The 18,499-nt window shown below is 62.5% G+C and carries 16 protein-coding genes; 5 read left to right on the plus strand and 11 right to left on the minus strand.

The window, feature by feature from the left end:
* Position 1: 1 nt before the first annotated feature.
* Together JYP46_RS00710 and JYP46_RS00715 are read left to right on the plus strand one after the other, a co-directional pair.
* Positions 2-1,126, plus strand: a complete 1,125-nt coding sequence (locus JYP46_RS00710) for an ABC transporter ATP-binding protein (RefSeq protein ID WP_206546945.1) — start codon at positions 2-4, stop codon at positions 1,124-1,126.
* Entirely contained in the window at positions 1,119-1,847 is a 729-nt protein-coding gene (locus JYP46_RS00715) for a histidine phosphatase family protein (RefSeq protein WP_222473792.1), read from the plus strand. Before JYP46_RS00710 ends, JYP46_RS00715 begins: the two co-directional genes overlap by 8 nt.
* A gap of 86 nt (positions 1,848-1,933) precedes the next feature.
* Here the strand turns inward: JYP46_RS00715 and JYP46_RS00720 are convergent, their stop codons facing one another.
* The 10 genes from JYP46_RS00720 to JYP46_RS00765 form a co-directional block, all read right to left on the minus strand.
* Complete coding sequence (locus JYP46_RS00720) at positions 1,934-3,004, minus strand: siderophore-interacting protein (RefSeq protein WP_206546946.1); 1,071 nt, start codon at positions 3,002-3,004, stop codon at positions 1,934-1,936.
* A gap of 135 nt (positions 3,005-3,139) precedes the next feature.
* Complete coding sequence (locus tag JYP46_RS00725) at positions 3,140-4,018, minus strand: hypothetical protein (protein WP_206546947.1); 879 nt, start codon at positions 4,016-4,018, stop codon at positions 3,140-3,142.
* Between the two features lie 37 nt (positions 4,019-4,055).
* Positions 4,056-5,435, minus strand: a complete 1,380-nt coding sequence (gene gad, locus JYP46_RS00730) for a glutamate decarboxylase (RefSeq protein WP_206544605.1) — start codon at positions 5,433-5,435, stop codon at positions 4,056-4,058.
* Between the two features lie 126 nt (positions 5,436-5,561).
* Complete coding sequence (locus JYP46_RS00735) at positions 5,562-6,677, minus strand: linear amide C-N hydrolase (protein ID WP_113154162.1); 1,116 nt, start codon at positions 6,675-6,677, stop codon at positions 5,562-5,564.
* Between the two features lie 166 nt (positions 6,678-6,843).
* Positions 6,844-8,562 (minus strand): FUSC family protein, encoded by a 1,719-nt coding sequence (locus JYP46_RS00740; protein WP_206546948.1) that lies wholly within the window; start codon positions 8,560-8,562, stop codon positions 6,844-6,846.
* Entirely contained in the window at positions 8,549-9,598 is a 1,050-nt protein-coding gene (mdtN, locus tag JYP46_RS00745; RefSeq protein WP_206546949.1) for a multidrug transporter subunit MdtN, read from the minus strand. Before mdtN ends, JYP46_RS00740 begins: the two co-directional genes overlap by 14 nt.
* Before the next feature lie 3 nt (positions 9,599-9,601).
* Positions 9,602-9,898, minus strand: a complete 297-nt coding sequence (locus JYP46_RS00750; protein ID WP_222473794.1) for a YtcA family lipoprotein — start codon at positions 9,896-9,898, stop codon at positions 9,602-9,604.
* A 98-nt stretch (positions 9,899-9,996) separates the two neighbouring features.
* Positions 9,997-10,812 carry a DUF481 domain-containing protein gene (locus JYP46_RS00755; RefSeq protein WP_222473795.1) on the minus strand — a complete coding sequence of 272 codons (816 nt, stop codon included), beginning with the start codon at positions 10,810-10,812 and terminating at the stop codon, positions 9,997-9,999.
* A gap of 2 nt (positions 10,813-10,814) precedes the next feature.
* A complete protein-coding gene (locus tag JYP46_RS00760; RefSeq protein ID WP_206546950.1) occupies positions 10,815-12,272 on the minus strand; it encodes a metal-dependent hydrolase family protein in 1,458 nt (485 codons plus the stop codon).
* Between the two features lie 50 nt (positions 12,273-12,322).
* Positions 12,323-13,762, minus strand: a complete 1,440-nt coding sequence (locus tag JYP46_RS00765; RefSeq protein WP_206546951.1) for a TolC family protein — start codon at positions 13,760-13,762, stop codon at positions 12,323-12,325.
* A gap of 545 nt (positions 13,763-14,307) precedes the next feature.
* Here JYP46_RS00765 and JYP46_RS00770 point away from each other — a divergent pair.
* From JYP46_RS00770 to JYP46_RS00780, 3 genes are all read left to right on the plus strand, one after another.
* A complete protein-coding gene (locus JYP46_RS00770; RefSeq protein WP_206544609.1) occupies positions 14,308-15,399 on the plus strand; it encodes a calcium:cation antiporter in 1,092 nt (363 codons plus the stop codon).
* A 30-nt stretch (positions 15,400-15,429) separates the two neighbouring features.
* Positions 15,430-16,560, plus strand: coding sequence for a transporter substrate-binding domain-containing protein (locus tag JYP46_RS00775; RefSeq protein WP_222473796.1), 1,131 nt, complete (start codon positions 15,430-15,432; stop codon positions 16,558-16,560).
* 65 nt (positions 16,561-16,625) lie between these two features.
* Positions 16,626-17,525, plus strand: coding sequence for an alpha/beta hydrolase (locus tag JYP46_RS00780; RefSeq protein ID WP_236042071.1), 900 nt, complete (start codon positions 16,626-16,628; stop codon positions 17,523-17,525).
* Positions 17,526-17,540: 15 nt separating this feature from the next.
* Here the strand turns inward: JYP46_RS00780 and JYP46_RS00785 are convergent, their stop codons facing one another.
* Positions 17,541-18,452: a LysR family transcriptional regulator gene (locus JYP46_RS00785; RefSeq protein ID WP_206546952.1), complete on the minus strand. Its 912-nt coding sequence runs from the start codon at positions 18,450-18,452 to the stop codon at positions 17,541-17,543.
* Positions 18,453-18,499 lie beyond the last annotated feature (47 nt).

Consider the following 18,499-nt stretch of genomic DNA (forward strand, 5'->3'; position numbering starts at 1 on the left):
GATGAACATGCCCATGAAATCCATGACGGGCGACGGCCCCGCTGAAACCGCAGACAAAGGCGCAGGCCGGGTGGAGCCGGTCGAGATCGACATTCGCAACGTCTCGCTTTCCTTCGGCAGGACGGAGGTGCTGAAAGGCATCGACCTGAAGATCGAGCCCGGCGAGTTCTTCGCCTTCCTCGGTCCCTCGGGCTCCGGCAAGTCCACATTGCTGCGCGCGATTGCCGGTTTCGGACCGACGCCCAAAGGGCAGATCCTGCTTGGCGGGCAGGATGTTGTCGGCACCGCGCCGTGGAAGCGCAATGTCGGCATGGTGTTCCAGAGCTACGCGCTCTGGCCCCACATGACCGTCGCGCGCAACGTCGCCTTCGGTCTTGATGAACGCCGTGTGCCGAAGGCGGAGACTGCAAAGCGCGTCAGTGCGGCGCTGGAGATGGTCGGCATGAGCCAGTATGCCGAGCGTTATCCCTCGCAGCTTTCCGGCGGCCAGCAGCAGCGTGTTGCGCTAGCCCGCACCATCGTCGTGGAGCCGCGTGTTCTGCTGCTCGACGAGCCGCTTTCCAATCTGGATGCGAATTTACGCGTACAGATGCGGCAGGATCTCCTGAAACTGCAAAGGCGGCTCGGCATCACGACCATCTTCGTCACGCACGATCAGGAGGAGGCCAACACGATCTGCGATCGCATCGCGGTCATGGCCGATGGCGTCGTGCAGCAGGTGGGGCGGCCCGACGAGGTTTACGACACGCCGGCCAATGCCTTCGTGGCAAAATTCCTCGGCACGGCCAATGTGCTGGAAGGCGTGGTGGAACAGCGGACGGACGGAAACGCATTCGTGCTGCCGTCCGGTATCGCCATCCCCTGTGCGGGGGATGCGAGGGCCGGCGCCGGCAAGCTCGTTCTGCGCCCGCAGAGCATTTCCTTTGCGCAGAATGGGGACGGGAGCCTCACCGGCACGGTTCAATCCGCCGAGTTCCTTGGCGGCATGATCCGCTATGCGGTCGAGGTCTCCGGCCAGACGCTCCTCGTGGACGAAGTCCATAACCGTGGCAGCGGGCGGCGGCAGGCCGGTGAGGCGGTCAGTCTCGACGTGCGCCATCAGGAGGGCGTTCTGATCCATGACTGACGAGATGCTTGCCCGTGAAGCGGGGCATGCCGGTGACGCATGTGAGGCGTCGGGCCGGGAGCCCGGCCTTTATCCGCCCATCCTGCTCATCCGGCACGGGGAGACCCAGTGGAACCGGCAGGGACGATTGCAGGGGCGCAGGGACGCGCCCCTGACGCTCAATGGCATGCGGCAGTGTCTTGCCGTCGCTGCAACGGTCGATGCGCATATGCGAACCCTGCCCGGGGATGTGTGCTTCTGGGTCAGCCCATTGGGCCGCGCCCGGCAGACGGCGTCCATTCTGGCGGATTGCTGGCAGATCGGCTTTGACCGTTTCATCGAAGCGTCCGACATCGCCGAGCGCGCCTATGGCGCCTGGGAAGGAAACACGCTCAGTGACGTGGAGACTGACCGGCCCGAGGAATTCAGACAGCATGCGGCCGATCCATGGGGCTACCGGGTGCCCGGCGGCGAAAGCAAGGATGAGCTTTTCGCGCGGATTGAAGGCTGGCTCGATGGGCTCGACCGTCATCAGGCGCATGTGGTCGTCACCCATAGCGGCTGCTTTCGCGCCATCCGCGCCCTGTGCACGGGCGCATCGCGCGCGGCGACGGAAGCCTATCGCGAGCCGCAGACCACGGCTTTCCTGCTTCAGTCGGGCAGTGAGCGGGAAGTCGCGCCGCCGGCGGCGCTGCTACAGGCTTTCGGCGTCGGCGGTTCCGGCCGCACGGTGGAAATCTGAGCCTTGAAGCCGGGCCGGATCTGAAGTCCGGCCCGGTGCGCAATCGCGTGTCCGGGGACGGAAAACCGGTTCCCACTTTCCTGCCCCTAGTGAACGCCGGCCACGCCGCGCCGCCAGTAGGACACGACCAGATGCTGCCGGTTGGGCAGCCGCTGCTCCTTGCGCAGATGACTGCGGATGGATTTGAAGGCGGAGAACTCGCATCCAGCCCAGACGAAGAGGTCGGGGTCGTCTCCCTTGATATCCAGAGCCTTCACCGCATCTTCAAGAAGCGTCGTCGTTCCAGCCTCTGCATTGCCGCGCACGAGCCATTCCAGATCGAGTGTCGCGCGGGTGGAAAGCAGCTGCTTCTCCTCCTCACTGGCGATCTCGATGCGCACGATGGCGTTCGTCTCCTTCGGCAGTCCCTCCAGAATGCGGCCGATGGCGGGCAGGGCGGTTTCATCGCCCAGAAGCACCAGCGTGGCGGTGTGCGGGGCTTCGCCGCCGCCCGGTCCCGTCATGCCGACGATATCGCCCGGCTTTGCACGCGCCGCCCAGCCTGCGCCGGGATAGGCGTCACCCTCATGGAGAACCATGTCCACGTCGATCAGCCCGGCGGCCACGTCAATCGTGCGGATCGTGTAAACGCGTGCGACCGGGCGGTTTTCATCGTCGGGCCAGACGGCGTCGCCATTCCTGCCGATCTGCGGCCATGAAGGGGAGGCGCTGCCGGCGGGCGGAAACAGAAGCCGCATGTGAAGCCCGTTGCGGGAGAACCGTTCCAGATCCTCACCGGCAAGCCGGACACGCCGCATGGAGGGCGTGAGGTTGTGTGTGGAGACCACCTGCATCTTGCGGAAATAGGGGAGCAGCATGCCGGGCCTGTTGTCGCTGTCCCATGGAAGCTCAATGCCCTTTTCGAGCGATTGCAGGCGGTGGCTGATGCTGAGCTGCAGATAGGCAAGCGACGTACGGTCATCCGCATCGAGGCTGATATCAAGGCCCGATGCCTGCGTCTCGACGGCGATGCGGCCGAATGTGTGCGCGAGCCGCGTGCCCTGCGCCGTCTCTTCGAGAGGCTCTGCGCCCATGCCCTTGATCAGCGCATCCGTTAATCGCGAACCGGCCATCTGCGGGAGACGCAACTGCGCGCGAAAAGAACCAGGCATCGTCATGAATGCACCCTGCTGCAACCGTTGAAATTAAACTTGAGTCTTATAGTCTAATTTATGATTGTTGCAATCGTCGCCGCAGGGCTTTTGCCTGAGGCGGGGCATCCATGGACGGGCGTTCTGCGCCCGTCCGGAAAACTATGCTGTTGCCTGTGAGGCGGTTTTGCGGGCGTTGTCGATTGTTTCGACCTGCCTGCTTTCGCGCATCATCAGCACTGCGCCCACCAGAAAGCCCGTGGCTCCAAGGAACAGATGGATGTTGGCAACATCCGCGATCCAGCCCGGTTCAGGCCCTCTGGGCACAAAGGCCAAAACGCCGGCCGTCAGAAAGAAGATGCAGCCCAACAGGTTGGAAAAGGCGATCCACCAGTCGATGTCGCGCGAGCTGTATGACCAGTAGCCATGGCTGATTTCCATGAAGGCCAGATAGCCGGAGATCATGAACAGGATGGAGCCGACAATGCCGGGCAGCCAGATGGTCAGATCCTGCGCATACCAGCCCGGCAGCGGATGGATGGCGTCGAGCGTGTTGAAGTTGAAGGCAATGGTGCCGACGAACTGCGTGATCGTGCTCAGCCAGCCCAGATTGCCCGGTCGCCAGCCGATCACCCGGAAGGGCTGTGGAGCCGCGCTTGCCTTTGGAGGGGCGTCGTCGGGCGCATTTGCGGCCTGCAGGTTCTGCATGAAGGCAGCGGTGGTGAAGGGGATGGACCCCAGAAAGAAGACGAGGCCGATCTGCCAGTTCGCCAGCGAGGTATGCACGAGGGAGAGCGCCGCGCCGAGCATGAAAAGCGAAGCGCCACAGGCGAAGATGAGACCCATCCACCAATTGTAGGCGGGTTGCCGCCAGGCAGGCGCATCATCGTGCTGCAGGAAGCGGATCAGCCCCTTGCGCCGCTCACGCGATTTCAGAACGATGTGCTGGCCGTGCAGCACGAAGCTCCGCAGGGTGATGAAAGGCCAGGGGCCACGAGCGTGCGTGGCCCCCTTGTTCTCGGTATCAGACAGCGTGCTCATCGCGTGTCCCGGTTGGAGGGCAGCCGTGCGGCCGCGCTCAATGGTGGAAACCGGAGAAGTCTTCGCTGCCGAGCGGCGTCTTCTTCGGGTGCGCTTCGAGATGCTCGAGCGCGGCCTTCATGTCCTCGATCAGGAGCGAGCAGAGGTCGAGGCTCACGCCGTTGCGCACGAGAATGCGCTGCACGGCATGGTCCTGGCAATTGGCCGGCAGCGTGTAGGCCGGCACCTGCCAGCCGCGCACGCGCAGACGGTCCGCCAGATCGAACAGGGTGAAGCCCGGCTCCGTGCCATCCTTGATCTTCCAGGACACGGCCGGAATGCCACGCGCCTTGTCACCGTCGAACACGATCTCGAACGGGCCCAGCTTGGCGATCTCGTCAGCCAGATACTTGGCGCTCTTGTAGCAGGCGTTGTGAACCTTGGCGTAGCCTTCACGGCCAAGACGCAGGAAGTTGTAGTACTGGCAGACGATCTGGCCGCCCGGACGCGAGAAGTTCAGGGCGATGTCGCGCATGTTGCCGCCGAGATAATTGACCCAAAAGATCATCTCTTCGGGCAGGTCGGCTTCTTCGCGCCACATGACCCAGCCCACACCCAGCGGCGAGAGGCCGAATTTGTGGCCCGACGCATTGATGGAGCGAACGCGCGGCAGGCGGAAGTCCCATTCCAGCTCCGGTGCGCAGAACGGAGCGAGGAAGCCGCCGCTTGCGCCGTCGACATGGATCGGAATGTCGAGGCCGGTTTCGGCCTGCAGCTTGTCGAGCGCGTCGCTGACAGCCTTGACCGGCTCGTACTCGCCGGTGAAGGTGACGCCGAGCGTCGGCACGACGCCGATCGTGTTCTCGTCGCACAGCTTCAGCACCTCTTCGGGCGTCATCAGCAGGCGGCCGTTCTCCATGGGAATCTCGCGGTGCTCGATGTCCCAGTAGCGGGTGAATTTGTGCCAGCAGATCTGCACCGGGCCGGTGATGATGTTGGGCTTGTCGGTGGGCTTGCCCTCGGCCTTGCGTTTGGCTTCCCAGCGGCGCTTCATGGCCAGACCGCCGAGCATGGCAGCCTCGCTCGAACCGGTGGTGGAGCAGCCGGTGGCGGGACCTTCCGGTGCGTGCCAAAGATCGGCAAGCATGCGCACGCAGCGCATTTCGATCTCCGCGGTCTGCGGATACTCGTCCTTGTCGATCATGTTCTTGTCGATGCAGTCATCCATCAGCTGATGGATTTCCGGCTCTTCCCAGGTCTGGCAGAAGGTGGCCAGGTTCTGGCGCGCATTGCCATCGAGCATCAGCTCGTCGCGCAGGGCGGAATAGACATGGCGCGCATCGCGCTCGGTGCCGGGGAATTGCGACTTGGGCAGCGCCTGCGCCAGATCGCCGGCGCCGTAGACTTCGTCCAGATTGTCGTTTCGATGTTTGCTCATGGGGCTCTCCATCGCGTGGCGGACGGGGGTGTTGCACCAGCCCGTCGGTTATCGAATTCGGTGGGGGCAGGGAGGAGCGTCATGCGGCGGCAAGCGTTTTGCCGGCCGCATGACGTCGTTTCGTGATCAGGCGGCCTTGGCCTGCTTGAGAAGGTCGGTCGCGTCTGCGGAAAGACCGTCGAACTTGTCCATCTGCAGCACGAAGACCTCTTTCGAACCAGCCAGTTCATTGAGGTCAAAGCAGGTGTAGTTCAGGCTGCGATAGGTGCGCAGGTAGAAGCGGCGGCGGGCCAGATCCGACAGGTTCGTCCAGCAGGTGAACTCCGTCGCATAGGCTTCGCTGCTCGAATTTGAGAGGCCTGCGACCTCCAGATGGCCGCCATCCTCGCTCGGATAGTCAATGGTCACGCCGCGCGGGCGGTCGAAATTGTTCATGACATGCGCCAGCGTCTGCACGGCCTGATCGGCGGTCTTCGCCTTCTCGGTGTACTGGGCGTAGTAGGCGGCCCGGACAAAGCGTCCCACCGAGGTGTTTGAGGCGGGAAGACCGGCCGTGGCGATCCCTGAATCCGGCTGCACCGCCTTGTAGCTTCCGAAGGTCGCGCTCGTCTTGTCGACATTGCTGAGGAACGTGTAATTGTCGAGATTGGTCAGGTGCCAGCTGAACTCCGGCCCGTTGGTCATCACGCCGACGGGGTTGTCATAGAGCTTCATCTCACCCTTGTTGAACTCGATCACCAGGCAGGCGCCCGATGCGTCGTGAACGACGTAGTGGAACGGCGATTCAACGCCCCCCAGAAGCGCCAGCGCTTCCAGAAGCACCGGCTGCTCGCCGAGGGCCTGCTTGACCTCGGCCACAGTGGCGAACTGGCTGAGCGCCCACGAACCCAGATCCGTGGCCGAAAGCACGGCCTGCGTTGCAGCGACGGCCTTCTGGGCGCCACCGGCAGCGGGGTAGGAGAGGAGGCTGAAGGTCAGCCCGTTTTCGTTCATGCCTTCCAGCGGCTTGAGATCCTGAAAGCCCAGCGGGGCCTCTGCCGTCGGCAGGCGTCCGGGCATGGTTACGGCGACAAATCCGTATTTACCTGTAAACTTGAGGGCCGGGTGACCTTCACTTTCTGAGGAAAACGGAACACCGGCCGGGAAATAGACGACCTGGTATGGCAGGTCGGTCGTAAGCTCCAGTGTCCGCCCGAAATAAACGTTGTCGGAGACGTCGCGGTAAATAAGAGATGTGCACATATACGATATTCCTCAATGCGATTCAGGGAAACACTAAGCTGACGAACAATACTTGTCCATTAACGTGACATGAGTTCGGTGTTTGCGATTACAAATTTGTAATCTTCTCCAATCTGAGCTTTGAACTCTTTGTTAACCACGCTGTTTCGGTCTCTGGAGCACGGCTTTATGCCCTGGCCTGAAGGCCACAGAGCCGGCTGCGCATTTCCTCCAGCGTCACGCGATACCCATCAAGCTGCTCATTGGGCGCGCGCTCGCTGCGGGGCTCGAAATAGGCCATGTCCAGCATCTCGTCAGCGTGTTCCAGATCGCCAAAGGCACGCATGGAAATCGCCAGATCGCTGTCGCGCCGATCCTTGGTTTCGCCAGCCAGAGATTTGAGATCGCCACTGACGCGGTCGAGCGTGTCGCGCACCTCGTTGACGACGCTTTTCGGCCAGAACTGCGTGAAAATGACGTAGATCACGAAGATGCCGACGAAAATGCCCATGATCCTGTCGCCGGCCTGCGAAAACTCGAAGCTGGGGCCAAATCCGTTCAGCGTGGTCAGCAGGAAGGCGAGGGCGATCTGGACGCCGCTATAGGAGATGCGCTCGTTTCCGGAGGAGACCCACGCGCCCACCAGCGTGCCGGCGAAGACGAGGATCATCAGTCCGCCAATGCTGGTGAGGTGGGGCATGATGAACAGGAGTGCGCCAACGCCCATGGCAGCGCCGATGAGGCAGCCCACGATGCGCAGCGTGAGCTTGCGCACGGTTTCACCCGTCGTGCCGAGCGCGGCCACATAGCAGGTGATCAGGGCCGTGTGGATGCCGTCCCACTGAATGCCGGTGTAGATCAGGTAACAGATGATCGCGGCCAGCGAGGTTTTCAGCGCATAGCGCTGGTGATCGGGGTTGGTGAAGGCGTCAGCCGACAGAAGCCGCTGCGGGGCGGGCTTCGGCGACGCGCCGCCATCGGGTTGTGAAAGCGCTGCAAGCGCCTCGGACAGTCTGCGTGCGGCGGTGCTGTCATCGGTCGCGTTTTCAGGGGGCGCCGGAACCTCGCCAGAAGCGATGTCATCGGCAGCCTGCCGGAGTTCACCTGCCAGTGCGCGGGCGCGTTCCGGGGCAATGCTGCCCGCAGGTGCGAGCGACGCAAGCATGACGCGATAGCTGGTCTCGACAGCGCCGTTCAGCCAGGTCGATTTCTCTTTGGAGATCAGGTGAAGCAGCTTCACCGTCAGCATCTGCTGCAGGGAAAGGTCGTTGCCTTCGGCCAGCAGCTCCCGCAGTTCTTCGCATGCGTCAGGGTGCTCCAGCACGTCCGCACTGGCGCGCAGGCGGCGCACGATCCTGTTGCGCACCAGTGTCTGTGCGGGAATGCCGAGGACCAGATTGAACAGGATCATCAGGGCCATGGGCATGCAGGCCATTTTCCAGGCCGCGAGAAGCCCCTGATTGCCGATCTGGCCAATCGGCACATCCGTCACCAGCGTCATGATGAAAGCGACGATGAGGCCGACAATGGCGGCCTGCTCTCCGAGCGGTGTGGTCGAGCTCAAAAACAGGAAGACATAGGAGACGCCGAACATGATCGCCAGCCGCATGGCCGGGCTGTCGATGCTCATATTGATCACCGGGATCATGAGCACGACCACCAGCGTGGCCAGGAGGATCAGCCCGAAACCCATCAGGCAGTTCTGAACGGCGTCTTCCTTCATCAGGAAGATGATCAGATAGCAGCTGATCGACGCTTCCGGAATCTTGAACATCATCGCCGCAGCGGTGACGATCGCGCACAGAAGCGCGACCCTCCAGGTCAGCCCGAAGCGGCCGGCAAAAGGCTGCAGGTCGGCCCAGGCCTGACTGAGCAGGCGCGAAAGGGGTGAGCTAGCAGGAGTCATCGCGGTGGATCACCGAAACGGCGGATGCGCCCACTCTCATGAGATCTTCCGGGGGATCGACCAGCCGGATGCGCACCGGAAAGCGCTGCTGAACGCGCACCCAGTCGAGCGACTTCGGAACGATCGGCAGGCCCACCGGCAGGGTGATGAAATCCTTTGACGAAACGCCCCAGCCGATGCTCTCCACGGTTCCCTTGATCGCCCGCTTGCGGTCGGCAAGGGCATAGACGGTGGCGCAGTCGCCAACGGAAATGCCGGGGAGAACGGTTTCGACATAGGCGGCGGAGGCAAACCACGCATCGGTCTTGATCAGGGTGAACATGGACTGCGCCGGCAGCACATATCCGCCCTTGCCGACCGTCAGATCCACCACGCGCCCATCGGCGGGTGCGCGGATCACCGTGCCGGCCAGCTCATGTTCGGCGATGGCGAGGGCGGCCTGACGGGCGCGGATCAGCGCTTCGACGCCTTCCTCATCGCCCACCAGCGCCTCGGCGGCTTCCTGCTGACGCAGCGCCTCGTTCAGGCTGACTTCCGCATCGCGCTTGACGGTCCTGGCGTCATCGATCTGCTGCGCGGAGACATAGCCCTTGGACTGCATCGGAAGCAGGCGGTCGAGCGTCTGGGTCGCCAGTTCGAGATTGGCCGTGGCGCGCGCAACCTGCTCCGCGGCGATCTGCGCATTGGCGCGCTCGGCCTGGATGTTGCGCGTCTGGTCGTGGGCTGCGGCCGTTGCGATCTCCAGATCCGCGCGGGTCTGCTCCACGGCCATCCGGTATGCGGAATCGTCCAGCTCGACAAGAATGTCGCCCTCGCGGACCATGGCGTTTTCGCTCACATGCAGGGCCTTGATGCGCCCGGCAACGCCGGCGGCGATGCTCACCGTTTCGGCATCGAGCGATGCATCGTCGGATAGCGGATTGGCCTGTGTCTCCAGATGGCTGCGATAGGCGAGCGCGCCTGCGCCGGCGATGATCGCCAGACTGATTGCACCACCGAGGACGGCGAGAACGCGACGGGAAGGGGAGTGCTTCATTTTCTAGCGCCCAAATGCCAGGAAAGAGATGATGAAGGTGAGCCCCAGAGCCATGCTCATATAGACAGGGACACGCCAGCGCAGGATGTCATCGAGACCGATCAGGACGAAAACCAGCCGCAGAACGACCGTCAGAATGACGCCGGCAAAAAGGCTGAGCAGCCAGTAAGGGAAAAAACTGCCGAACATGGGCACCGAGGGCGCTGCCGCATGAGCGGGCGCACTGGCGGCCAGAAGCGTGGCCAGCGGCAAGAGGAACCTGAAACGGCCACCGGTGCGGGGGCTGGATTGTCTTCGCACGGTAACCTCCTTTTCGTCTGTCGGTCGTCGCTCCGGACGACGCTGCTGGTTGCGGGCGGTTTTGGGCCATGCATGCCCGAAACCGTTATGCCGATTGGTCAGAAGCGATAGGTAAGACCGATAACCGGCCCGCTCATGGTCGTGTCGAACACGTGCCCGTCATCTTCGTAATTGATGTCGAGATATTTGTAGCCGGCTGACACGGACAGGTGATCCGTCATCGTGTAATTCGCCGTGGCCAGAACCGACCAGGTGGAGTTCGATCCACCGCCAAACCCGCCGACATCGGCCTGTGCCTGAAGCGAGAGCTTCTCCGTCATGCGCAGAAACGCGCGCGCGCCGATGACCGGATCGACCCAGCCGAAATCCTCGCCATAGCTGATCCTGCGCTTCTGGCCGGCGACCTGGACGTCCAGATCGACATCATTCGAGATGTGCCAGAAGCGCACGCCGCCGAGCACGTCGAATGTGAAGTCAGGCGTTTCGATCACGCGGTAGCCGGCCTGCAGCGTCGAGGTGAACTGCCTGGTGTCGATCGATGCATCAAGCCGCACGGAGAGGGGCGGGCGCGGGATCGTGCCGTGGACGACCTTGCTGTCCGTGGTCGAGACGTAGAGCATATCGGCTGAAAACACGAAGCGCTCATACCGGCCCCAGACATTCACGAAGCCGGCGAAGTCGAGATCCTCAATCACATCAGAGAAGCTCTTCTTGATGCCGATTGTCGGGCCGCGGCGAAACGGCGATACATCGCCGCTGAGGCCCGTTCCCCACACATAGGGCGTGATCTGCAGCACCCACGGGCGCTCGGTTTCGCCCTCGTTCTCTGTGGGAACAGGAAGGTCCGAGGCCTTCGCGCCAAGTGCAGTCGCTGTAAGGGTGGCGGCAGCCAGAACAGCCAGTGATGCACGCATTCCTATGCTCCCAATGTATTTTTCTGGATGCGGCCATCCTTGATGATCAGCTTCATGCTGGTCTCGGGATCAGCGATCAGGTCGATGTTTTCCAGCGGATTGCCGTCGAGCAGCAGAAGATCGGCAAAGGCATCGGCTTCAACGACGCCGAGCTTGCCGGAATAGGGGTTGCGCGGTCCCGACATCGCCAGCAGGTCGGCATTGCCGCTCGTCAGCATCCGCAGAACGTCGGCATTGTCATACCAGCGGGCGAACTTGGTCAGCTGCTTGCCCTGGCTGGCGGTCGCCTGCGGGTTGAACAGGATGTCGGTGCCCAGCGCCATCTTGACGTCGAACTTCTTGCCCAGCTCCACGGCGCGCACCGTGCCTTCGGCAATCAGCTTCTGCTGCTCGCGCTGCAGCGGATTGGGATACATGTTGGAATCTTCATCGGCGAGGAATGGCTGAATGGACCACCACGCGCCCATGTCGGCCATCTGGCGCGCTGCCTCTTCATCGGCAAGCTGCCCGTGCTCGATGGAGCGGACGCCGCCGGCCAGGGCGCGCTTGATGCCATTCGAGGTGTAGACATGGGCGCACACATAGGTGCCCCAGTCTTCAGCGGCCGTCACGGCCATGCGGATTTCTTCCTCGGTGAACTGAAGGCTGTCGAGCGGATCGTAAGCGGAGGCAACGCCGCCGCCCGCCATGATCTTGATCTGGCTCGCTCCGAGCATGAGCTGTTCGCGCACCCGGCGCAGAACTTCCGGCACGCCATCGGCGATCGCCGAAATGCCGGCTTCTTCCGCATGGCTCAGATTGGTCTGGGGCGAACGCGGCAGCTCGTAGAGCGGGCGGAAGTCGCCATGGCCCGAAGTCTGCGACACCATGGCGCCGCACGGATAGATGCGCGGGCCGGGGATGCGGCTTTCATCAATCGCACGCTTGACGGAGAAGGAGGGGCCGCCCGCATCGCGAACCGAGGTGAAGCCGCGCATGACGGTGCGCTCCGCCTCTTCGGCCGCAACGAGATGCACATAGGGCACCTGCGCTGTCATCGCGGTCATCTGGGAAATGCCGGCAAGCATGGTGTGCCAGTGCGCGTCGATCATGCCGGGCATGATCGTGCGTCCGCCGCAATCGATGATTTCGGCATCGCTCACGGTGTCGTCCTGCGCCGGCAGGGCTGCGATGCGCGCGCCTTCGATAAGGATGGATTTGCCATCGATGAGCTGCGCCGAACGGCCATCGAAAATACGCACATTCTTGAGCAGGATCGGCTTTGGAGCCGGCTGCGCGAAGCTTGGCGAGGCAACGCCAAGAGCGGGCGCGGCCAGTGTTGCCGCGATGCCGCGCAGGACCGAACGGCGCGACAGGCCCTTGTCGACACGCTGAAAAAGGCTGAGCGCTTCAGGACTGTGGCAGGCACAGTTCAGGCCGTGAACCAGGTGCCCGTATTTCTTTCCCAAACGAAGCCGCATCATATTCTCCTGGGCGAATGGATTGTGTTCCGGCGCAACAATGACCGGAACTAGCGAACCGCCTGTGACGGTGCGTTCTTGGAGGTCATGTTCCCGAGCGAGAAGGCGAGCGTGGAGGCCGCGATCAGCGAGGCGGCATGGGCGTCGGCCTGCGCCTGTCGCGCGTCCAGAAGCCCGGTCTCCGCCGTCGTCACATCGGTGATCGGCACGAGCCCGTTCTTGAAGGCCTCGAACGACGCGTTGTAGGTGACGCCGGCCGCATTGACGAGTTCGCTCGCAGCGTTGTGCGAAGCGAGCGCCGAGCGCAGCGTGTCGGAGGCGACGACAATCTCGCGGATGGCTGCGGTGCGTACCTGCTCATGGGTGGCGATGGCCGCCCTCGTTACCGACTGCGCCTGACGGCGCTGGTTGGCGCGCAGGCCGCCATCATAGATCGGAACCGAAGCGCCGACGACGATGCCGGTCGAAGTATTCTGAAGTCCGAGGCCCGGCAGGCTGCCGGCCTGAATGCGGCCATTGTTCGCGGCTGCCATCGCGCCGAGATAGACTTTTGGCATGAAGGCGGCGTCGGCGGCGCGGGCATTGGCCTCGCTGGCTTTCACCGCTGCGTAGCTTGCCAGAACGTCGGGCCGGCGGGCGAGCGCGGTCCTGACCAGTTCCTCTGTCGGCAGGGCGCGCGGACGCGGCAGACGACGTGCCGCATCGCTGGCAATCTTGATGTTGGTGTGGGGCGAGAGGCCAACTGCGCCAAGCAGATCCTGATAGGAATCGCGCGCCGTGTCTTCGGCCTGCACGAGGCGGAAACCGGACTGGGCGACGATCTGTTTCGCCTGCGCGGTTTCGATCGTGGTGCCGACACCGTTCTTGTAGCGCGTGTTGGCGGCATCCTGCAGGCGCCGGCTGTTGGTCAGCGTCTGGCGCGCGATCTGCAGGTTTCTGCTGGCCGCGCCATACTGATAATAGGCGCGCGTGATGTTGTAGATCAGCGCCTGATGCGTGCCGTTGAAGCTCACGCTGGCTGCGTAGGCGTTCTGCTTCGCGGCGTCGCGCCATGCCTGTCGTTCGCCGAAATCGAAGATCAGCCATTGCAGGGTGACGCTCGGAACCGCGCCGCTGACGGTCGTGTCGAGATAGGCTGTGCCGCCTGTCAGCGTGGGGATCGGCGTTGTCACCTCCTGCTGACCGGCGATGATGTTGGCCGTGATGACGGGCAGGAAGGTGGCCTCGACCATGCCCACGGCGGTGGCCGCCTGCCGCGCCTGCTCCCATGCAACGCGCGTCGCAGGGTTCAGCCGCTGCCCCATGTCGATCAGCTCGGGCAGCGTGTAGGCGTGGTCCCTGCGGATCTGAGGGGTGGACGATGCGGGAGAACGTTGGTCGGCGCTGGAGATGGGGGAAGCCGCCTCCATATTTGCCGGCACAGAATAGTCGCCGCTCTTGCCTTCAGCATTCCACGCCTGGTCGGGCGCTGGCGAGGTCAGCTCGGACATCTCGGATACACAGGCTGCCGGTAAGGCGCTCAGGGCCAGTAGCAGGGCAAGCCTGGGGAGACGGGAAACAGTGACTCTTGTTGTTCGCGACACACAACGCCCCATTGCTACTCAAACCCGCAGCGGTCGCGCTGCACTTGCTTCCAGACTTAGGTCACCAATTCGACACCAAGATTACAGCGTTCCTGCAAAAAACGTGTCGGCGCCAATCGCATCTATTGGAGTTCTTTCGTTTCTGGAAGGCAAGGTCAAGACCGCCATTTTACTTCTTCTCACGCGTTTAGTCGTTTGGCGGCGCTCGCAAAATACGTGGCCATGGGGTGGCCATGTGCTGGATTCGCTGAAAACTTGCGAAAAAACAGGCCGAATTCGAATGAACAGCCCGAAGAACCATGTTTCCTGTGAACAGCTTTAAAAAATGCGCGGGTTTCATTCCCGCAGGGCACAGGATAATGCTTCGATGCGCATAATCGTAATATGGCTAACCGTTTGGCTTCAGGCCCCTCACATACGCTTCGATATTTATTGCTTGGAAGATTGGCGAAATGATTCGTAATCCAGCCTGGACACTCGCAGCGCCCATTGTGGCACTTGGCTTATCGTTCTTCATCGAACATCAGGCCGGTGAAACGACTTCAGTTTTTCTGTTACTCCTCGCTGCGCCGTTTCTGTTTCTGTCGGTTTTTTCCGCAGTCCATCATGCCGAGGTGATTGCCCATCGGGTTGGCCAGCCCTTCGGTTCGATCCTTCTGGCGCTGGCCGTGACGATTATCGAAGTGTCGCTGATCGTGTCCGTTCTTCTGGCCGATCCCGCGGGCGACAGTCCGGTGGCCCGCGATACCGTTTTTGCAGCCATCATGATCGTGTTGAACGGCATTGTCGGCGTCTGCCTGCTGGTCGGCGGCATTCGCTATCATGAGCAGGGCTTTCAGGGGCGCAGCGCCACGGCGGCTCTGGGCGTTCTGGGCACGCTGGCCGTGCTCGGTCTCGTGCTGCCGAATTTCACGGTCGGCGAGCCGGGGCCGGTTTATGCGCCGGCACAGCTTATCTTCGTCGCCGTCGTTTCGCTCAGCCTTTATGCGCTGTTCCTGTTCGTCCAGATGTTCAGCCATCGCGACGACTTTCTCGATATCGGAGAGCCCCAGGGACATGGGCACGATCATGCGCATGAGCCTCCGCCGCGCCGTATGCTCATATCCTCGCTTCTGGCGCTGCCTGTGTCGCTTGTCGCCGTTGTCATGCTCGCGGAAATCCTGGCCGACCCCGTGGGGGAGAAGATCGAACAGGCCGGCCTGCCCGACGCATTGGTTGGCGTGGTCATCGCCCTGATGGTGCTCATGCCCGAAGGCATTGCGTCCATCCGCGCGGCTGCACAGAACCGTCTCCAGACCAGCCTCAATCTGGCGCTCGGTTCGGCGCTCGCCAGCCTCTGTCTGACCATTCCGACCGTTGCGTTGATTTCGGTTTTTCAGGGCAAGACGCTGATCCTCGGTCTGGCGTCCGAGCACATGGTGCTTCTCGTGCTGACGCTCTTCACCAGCACGCTGTCGCTGGCGACCGGGCGAACCACGATCATGCAGGGCGGCATTCACCTGGTGATCTTCGCCGCCTTTATCACCATCTCGATCCTTCCCTGATTTTCCCCCTGATTTTCCGTGCACGCCACCATGACGAACCAGCAAACGCCACCTCGTAATCGCGGCCTTCTTCGCTTTACCGCCATCTGGTTTCAGCGTCTGGCGCTGGCTGTCATCTGCGCCATGACCCTGGGTGTCGCAGCACCCGCCGCCGCACAGGACGAACCTTTGATCGTCGGGGTTCACGAAAGCCCGCCCTTCGTTTCCGAAGAGGAAGGGCGCTTCTCCGGCATGGCCATCGATCTCTGGGAGTATCTGGCCAAAGAACTGGAGCTGGAATATCGTTACGTGCCGTTCGACACGGTAAGCGAGATGGTCAATGCAACGGCCGCAGGCGAGTTGGATGTCGCCGTCACCAATCTCACGATCACCGAGACGCGCGCCGAACGCATCGAATTCACGCAGCCATGGTTCGATTCCGGTCTGCGCATCATGGTCAATAACAGTGGTTCGAACGGCTTGTGGGACCTGCTGCGGGGCCTGCGTGATTCAGGCTTCCTCACAGCCTATGCGTGGCTTGGTTTCGTCGTTCTCGCCGCCACGTTTGGCTACACGCTCTTTGACCGGCATTTCGACAAATCATTTCCCAAACGCTGGCGCGACGGGCTGGCGGAGAGCTTTTACTCTGTCATGACGATTGCCACCTCGGGGAAGCCGCCTGCGCGCAAGAACCTGTTTGGCTGGTTCGGGCGTGTCTGGCAGGGCCTGTGGCTCGTCTTCGGTGTGATTGTCGTCGCATTCGTGACCTCTTCGGTAACCAGCGTGATGACCACCCTGTCCCTGCGTGGCGAAATTCACAGCGTTGCCGATCTCGGTGGCCGCGTTATCGCGGTTACGGACGGGAGCACGGCCGAGGAATTCGCGCAGGCTGCGGGACTGGCCGTGGTGCCGTTCCCGAATATCTCCCGCTCCGCCGACGCTCTGCTCAGGGGTCATGTGGATGCGATCATCGGCGACAAGCCGGTGCTGGAGTATTTCGCCAACAATCACCCGGCAGCGCCTTTCTCGGTTGTTGGCGCGGTTTTCAATCCCGACAAATACGGCTTCGGCCTGCCGCCGCAGAGCCCGCTGCGCAAGCCGCTCACCGTCGAGGTGATCGGGGCCCGGGAGGACGGGACGATCCGCGAGCTTGCGGTGCAGTATTTCGGGAGCAATCCCTGAAGGGGTAGCCATATGCGGGCAGGCAGCCTCGCCTGCCTCGGGCTCAATCACGAAAGGTCAGACACATGATGACGACAAGCCCGTTCGCCGGCGAGGAAGCGCTGCCGAAGGACGTTCTCGATGTCGACTACAATGCGCGGGCATCCGTGTCTGAGCAGGCATTCGCCGACGAGATGGCGCGCTATCGTCGGCTGTCGGAGGAGGCCTGCGCCCCGCTCGCTGGTCTGCGCGACGTGGTTTACGACCAGACCAGCGGCGAGACCCTCGATATTTTCGGCGTGCGTGAGGGCGAGGCGCGGCCCGTCTTCCTTTTTGTGCATGGCGGCTACTGGCGCGCGCTTTCCAAGCAGGATTCAGGCTTCATGGCGTCGATGCTTGCGCAGAAGGGCATCGCCACTGCCGTCGTCGATTACACACTTGCCCCGGCCGTGAGCCTGAGCGAAATCGTGCGTCAGGTTCGTGCGGCGCTGGCGTTTCTGTGGCGGGAGGGAAAGGTCCACGGCGTCGATCCCGAACGCATCTTCGTGGGCGGCAGCTCGGCAGGCGGTCATCTGACGGGCGCACTGCTCTCGGCCGGCTGGCATGAGGAATTCGGCGTTCCGACAAATGTGATCAAGGGTGCGATGCCGGTGAGCGGGCTGTTCCACCTGGCCCCCATCGCACGGTCTTTTGTGCAGGAATGGATGTCGCTCACACCGCAGGAAGTGGCTGACCTCAGCCCTGCCGAGAACATTCCCGCGAGCGGCCCGCCCATCATCGTCGCCTATGCAGAAGGCGAGCCGGCGGGTTTTCGCCGGCAGTCGCGCGCCTATCATGAAATGTGGTCGGCAGCGGGACTGACCTCCACGCTGATGGAAGTCCCGGACCGCCACCATTTCGACGTGATCTCCGATCTGGCCGATGCGGATACCGATCTCGCCAGGGCGCTCGTTGCGATGATCGAAGGCAGCCCGGAGCGGTCCTGACCCTAGATCCCGACCCTAGCTCTGCTCGCGCGGTGTGAGCCTTTGCGCCATGCGCCGCACCACGCTTGCAAAGGCGGCTGTTGCCGGCGCGACGGAGCGGCCGCTGGCGTGGATCAGAACCACTTCGCGGGCGATGCTGGGATTGGTGAGTATCTTGCCGGTCACCTTGTGATGCTGCGCTGAAGCGAGCGCATAGGTGGGCAGAACGGCAACGCCGAGCCCGGCCTCCACCAGTGCCAGAGCCGTTGTCACCAGCGAAACCTCAAAGGCCGGTTTCAGCGGGAGGCGCACGGTCTCGAAACCGACCTCGACCAGCAGTCGAATGCCGCTGTCGCGTGTCAGCGTGATCAGGGGCTGCCCATCCAGATCAGCCCATTCCACAGTCGATTTTCCGGTGAAGGGACTGTCATAGGCGCAAAAAAGCATCAGATTGTCCCGCATCAAAACGGTCCGCTCAATGCCCGTCTCGCCCGGCGGAAATGTGCCAAGCCCACACTCGGCCTGGCCATTGAGCACACTTTCCACGATCTGCTCGGTGCCCACATCGACCAGCTCCAGCCTGATGCCGGGATGCTGCGCCTGAAACTCGGCAATCGCCTGCGGCAACACGACTGCCGCCAGCAGTGGCGGTGCGGCGATGCGGATGCGGCCCCGCTTGCGATCGGCAAGATCGCGCGCGTTCTGCACGGCGTGATCCAGATCTTCCAGAACCTTGCCAGACGCGCCCATGAACTCGCGTCCCGCGCTCGTCAGCTCCACGCGCCGGGTCGTTCTGTCAAACAGGCGCACGCCAAGCTCCAGCTCCAGATCCCGAACGGCCTGGGATAGTGCGGGCTGCGCCGAGCCGAGGCGTCGTGCTGCGGCGGAGAAGCTTCCCTCATTGGCAACGGCAAGAAAGCTTTCGATCTGTCTGATGGTGACCTTCATATGGCGTTCTTATAATGAAAACTGATAAATTAATACGATAAATCCAG

It is taken from the genome of Nitratireductor aquimarinus (genome assembly GCF_017255295.1).
Taxonomy (GTDB): Bacteria; Pseudomonadota; Alphaproteobacteria; order Rhizobiales; family Rhizobiaceae; genus Nitratireductor; species Nitratireductor aquimarinus.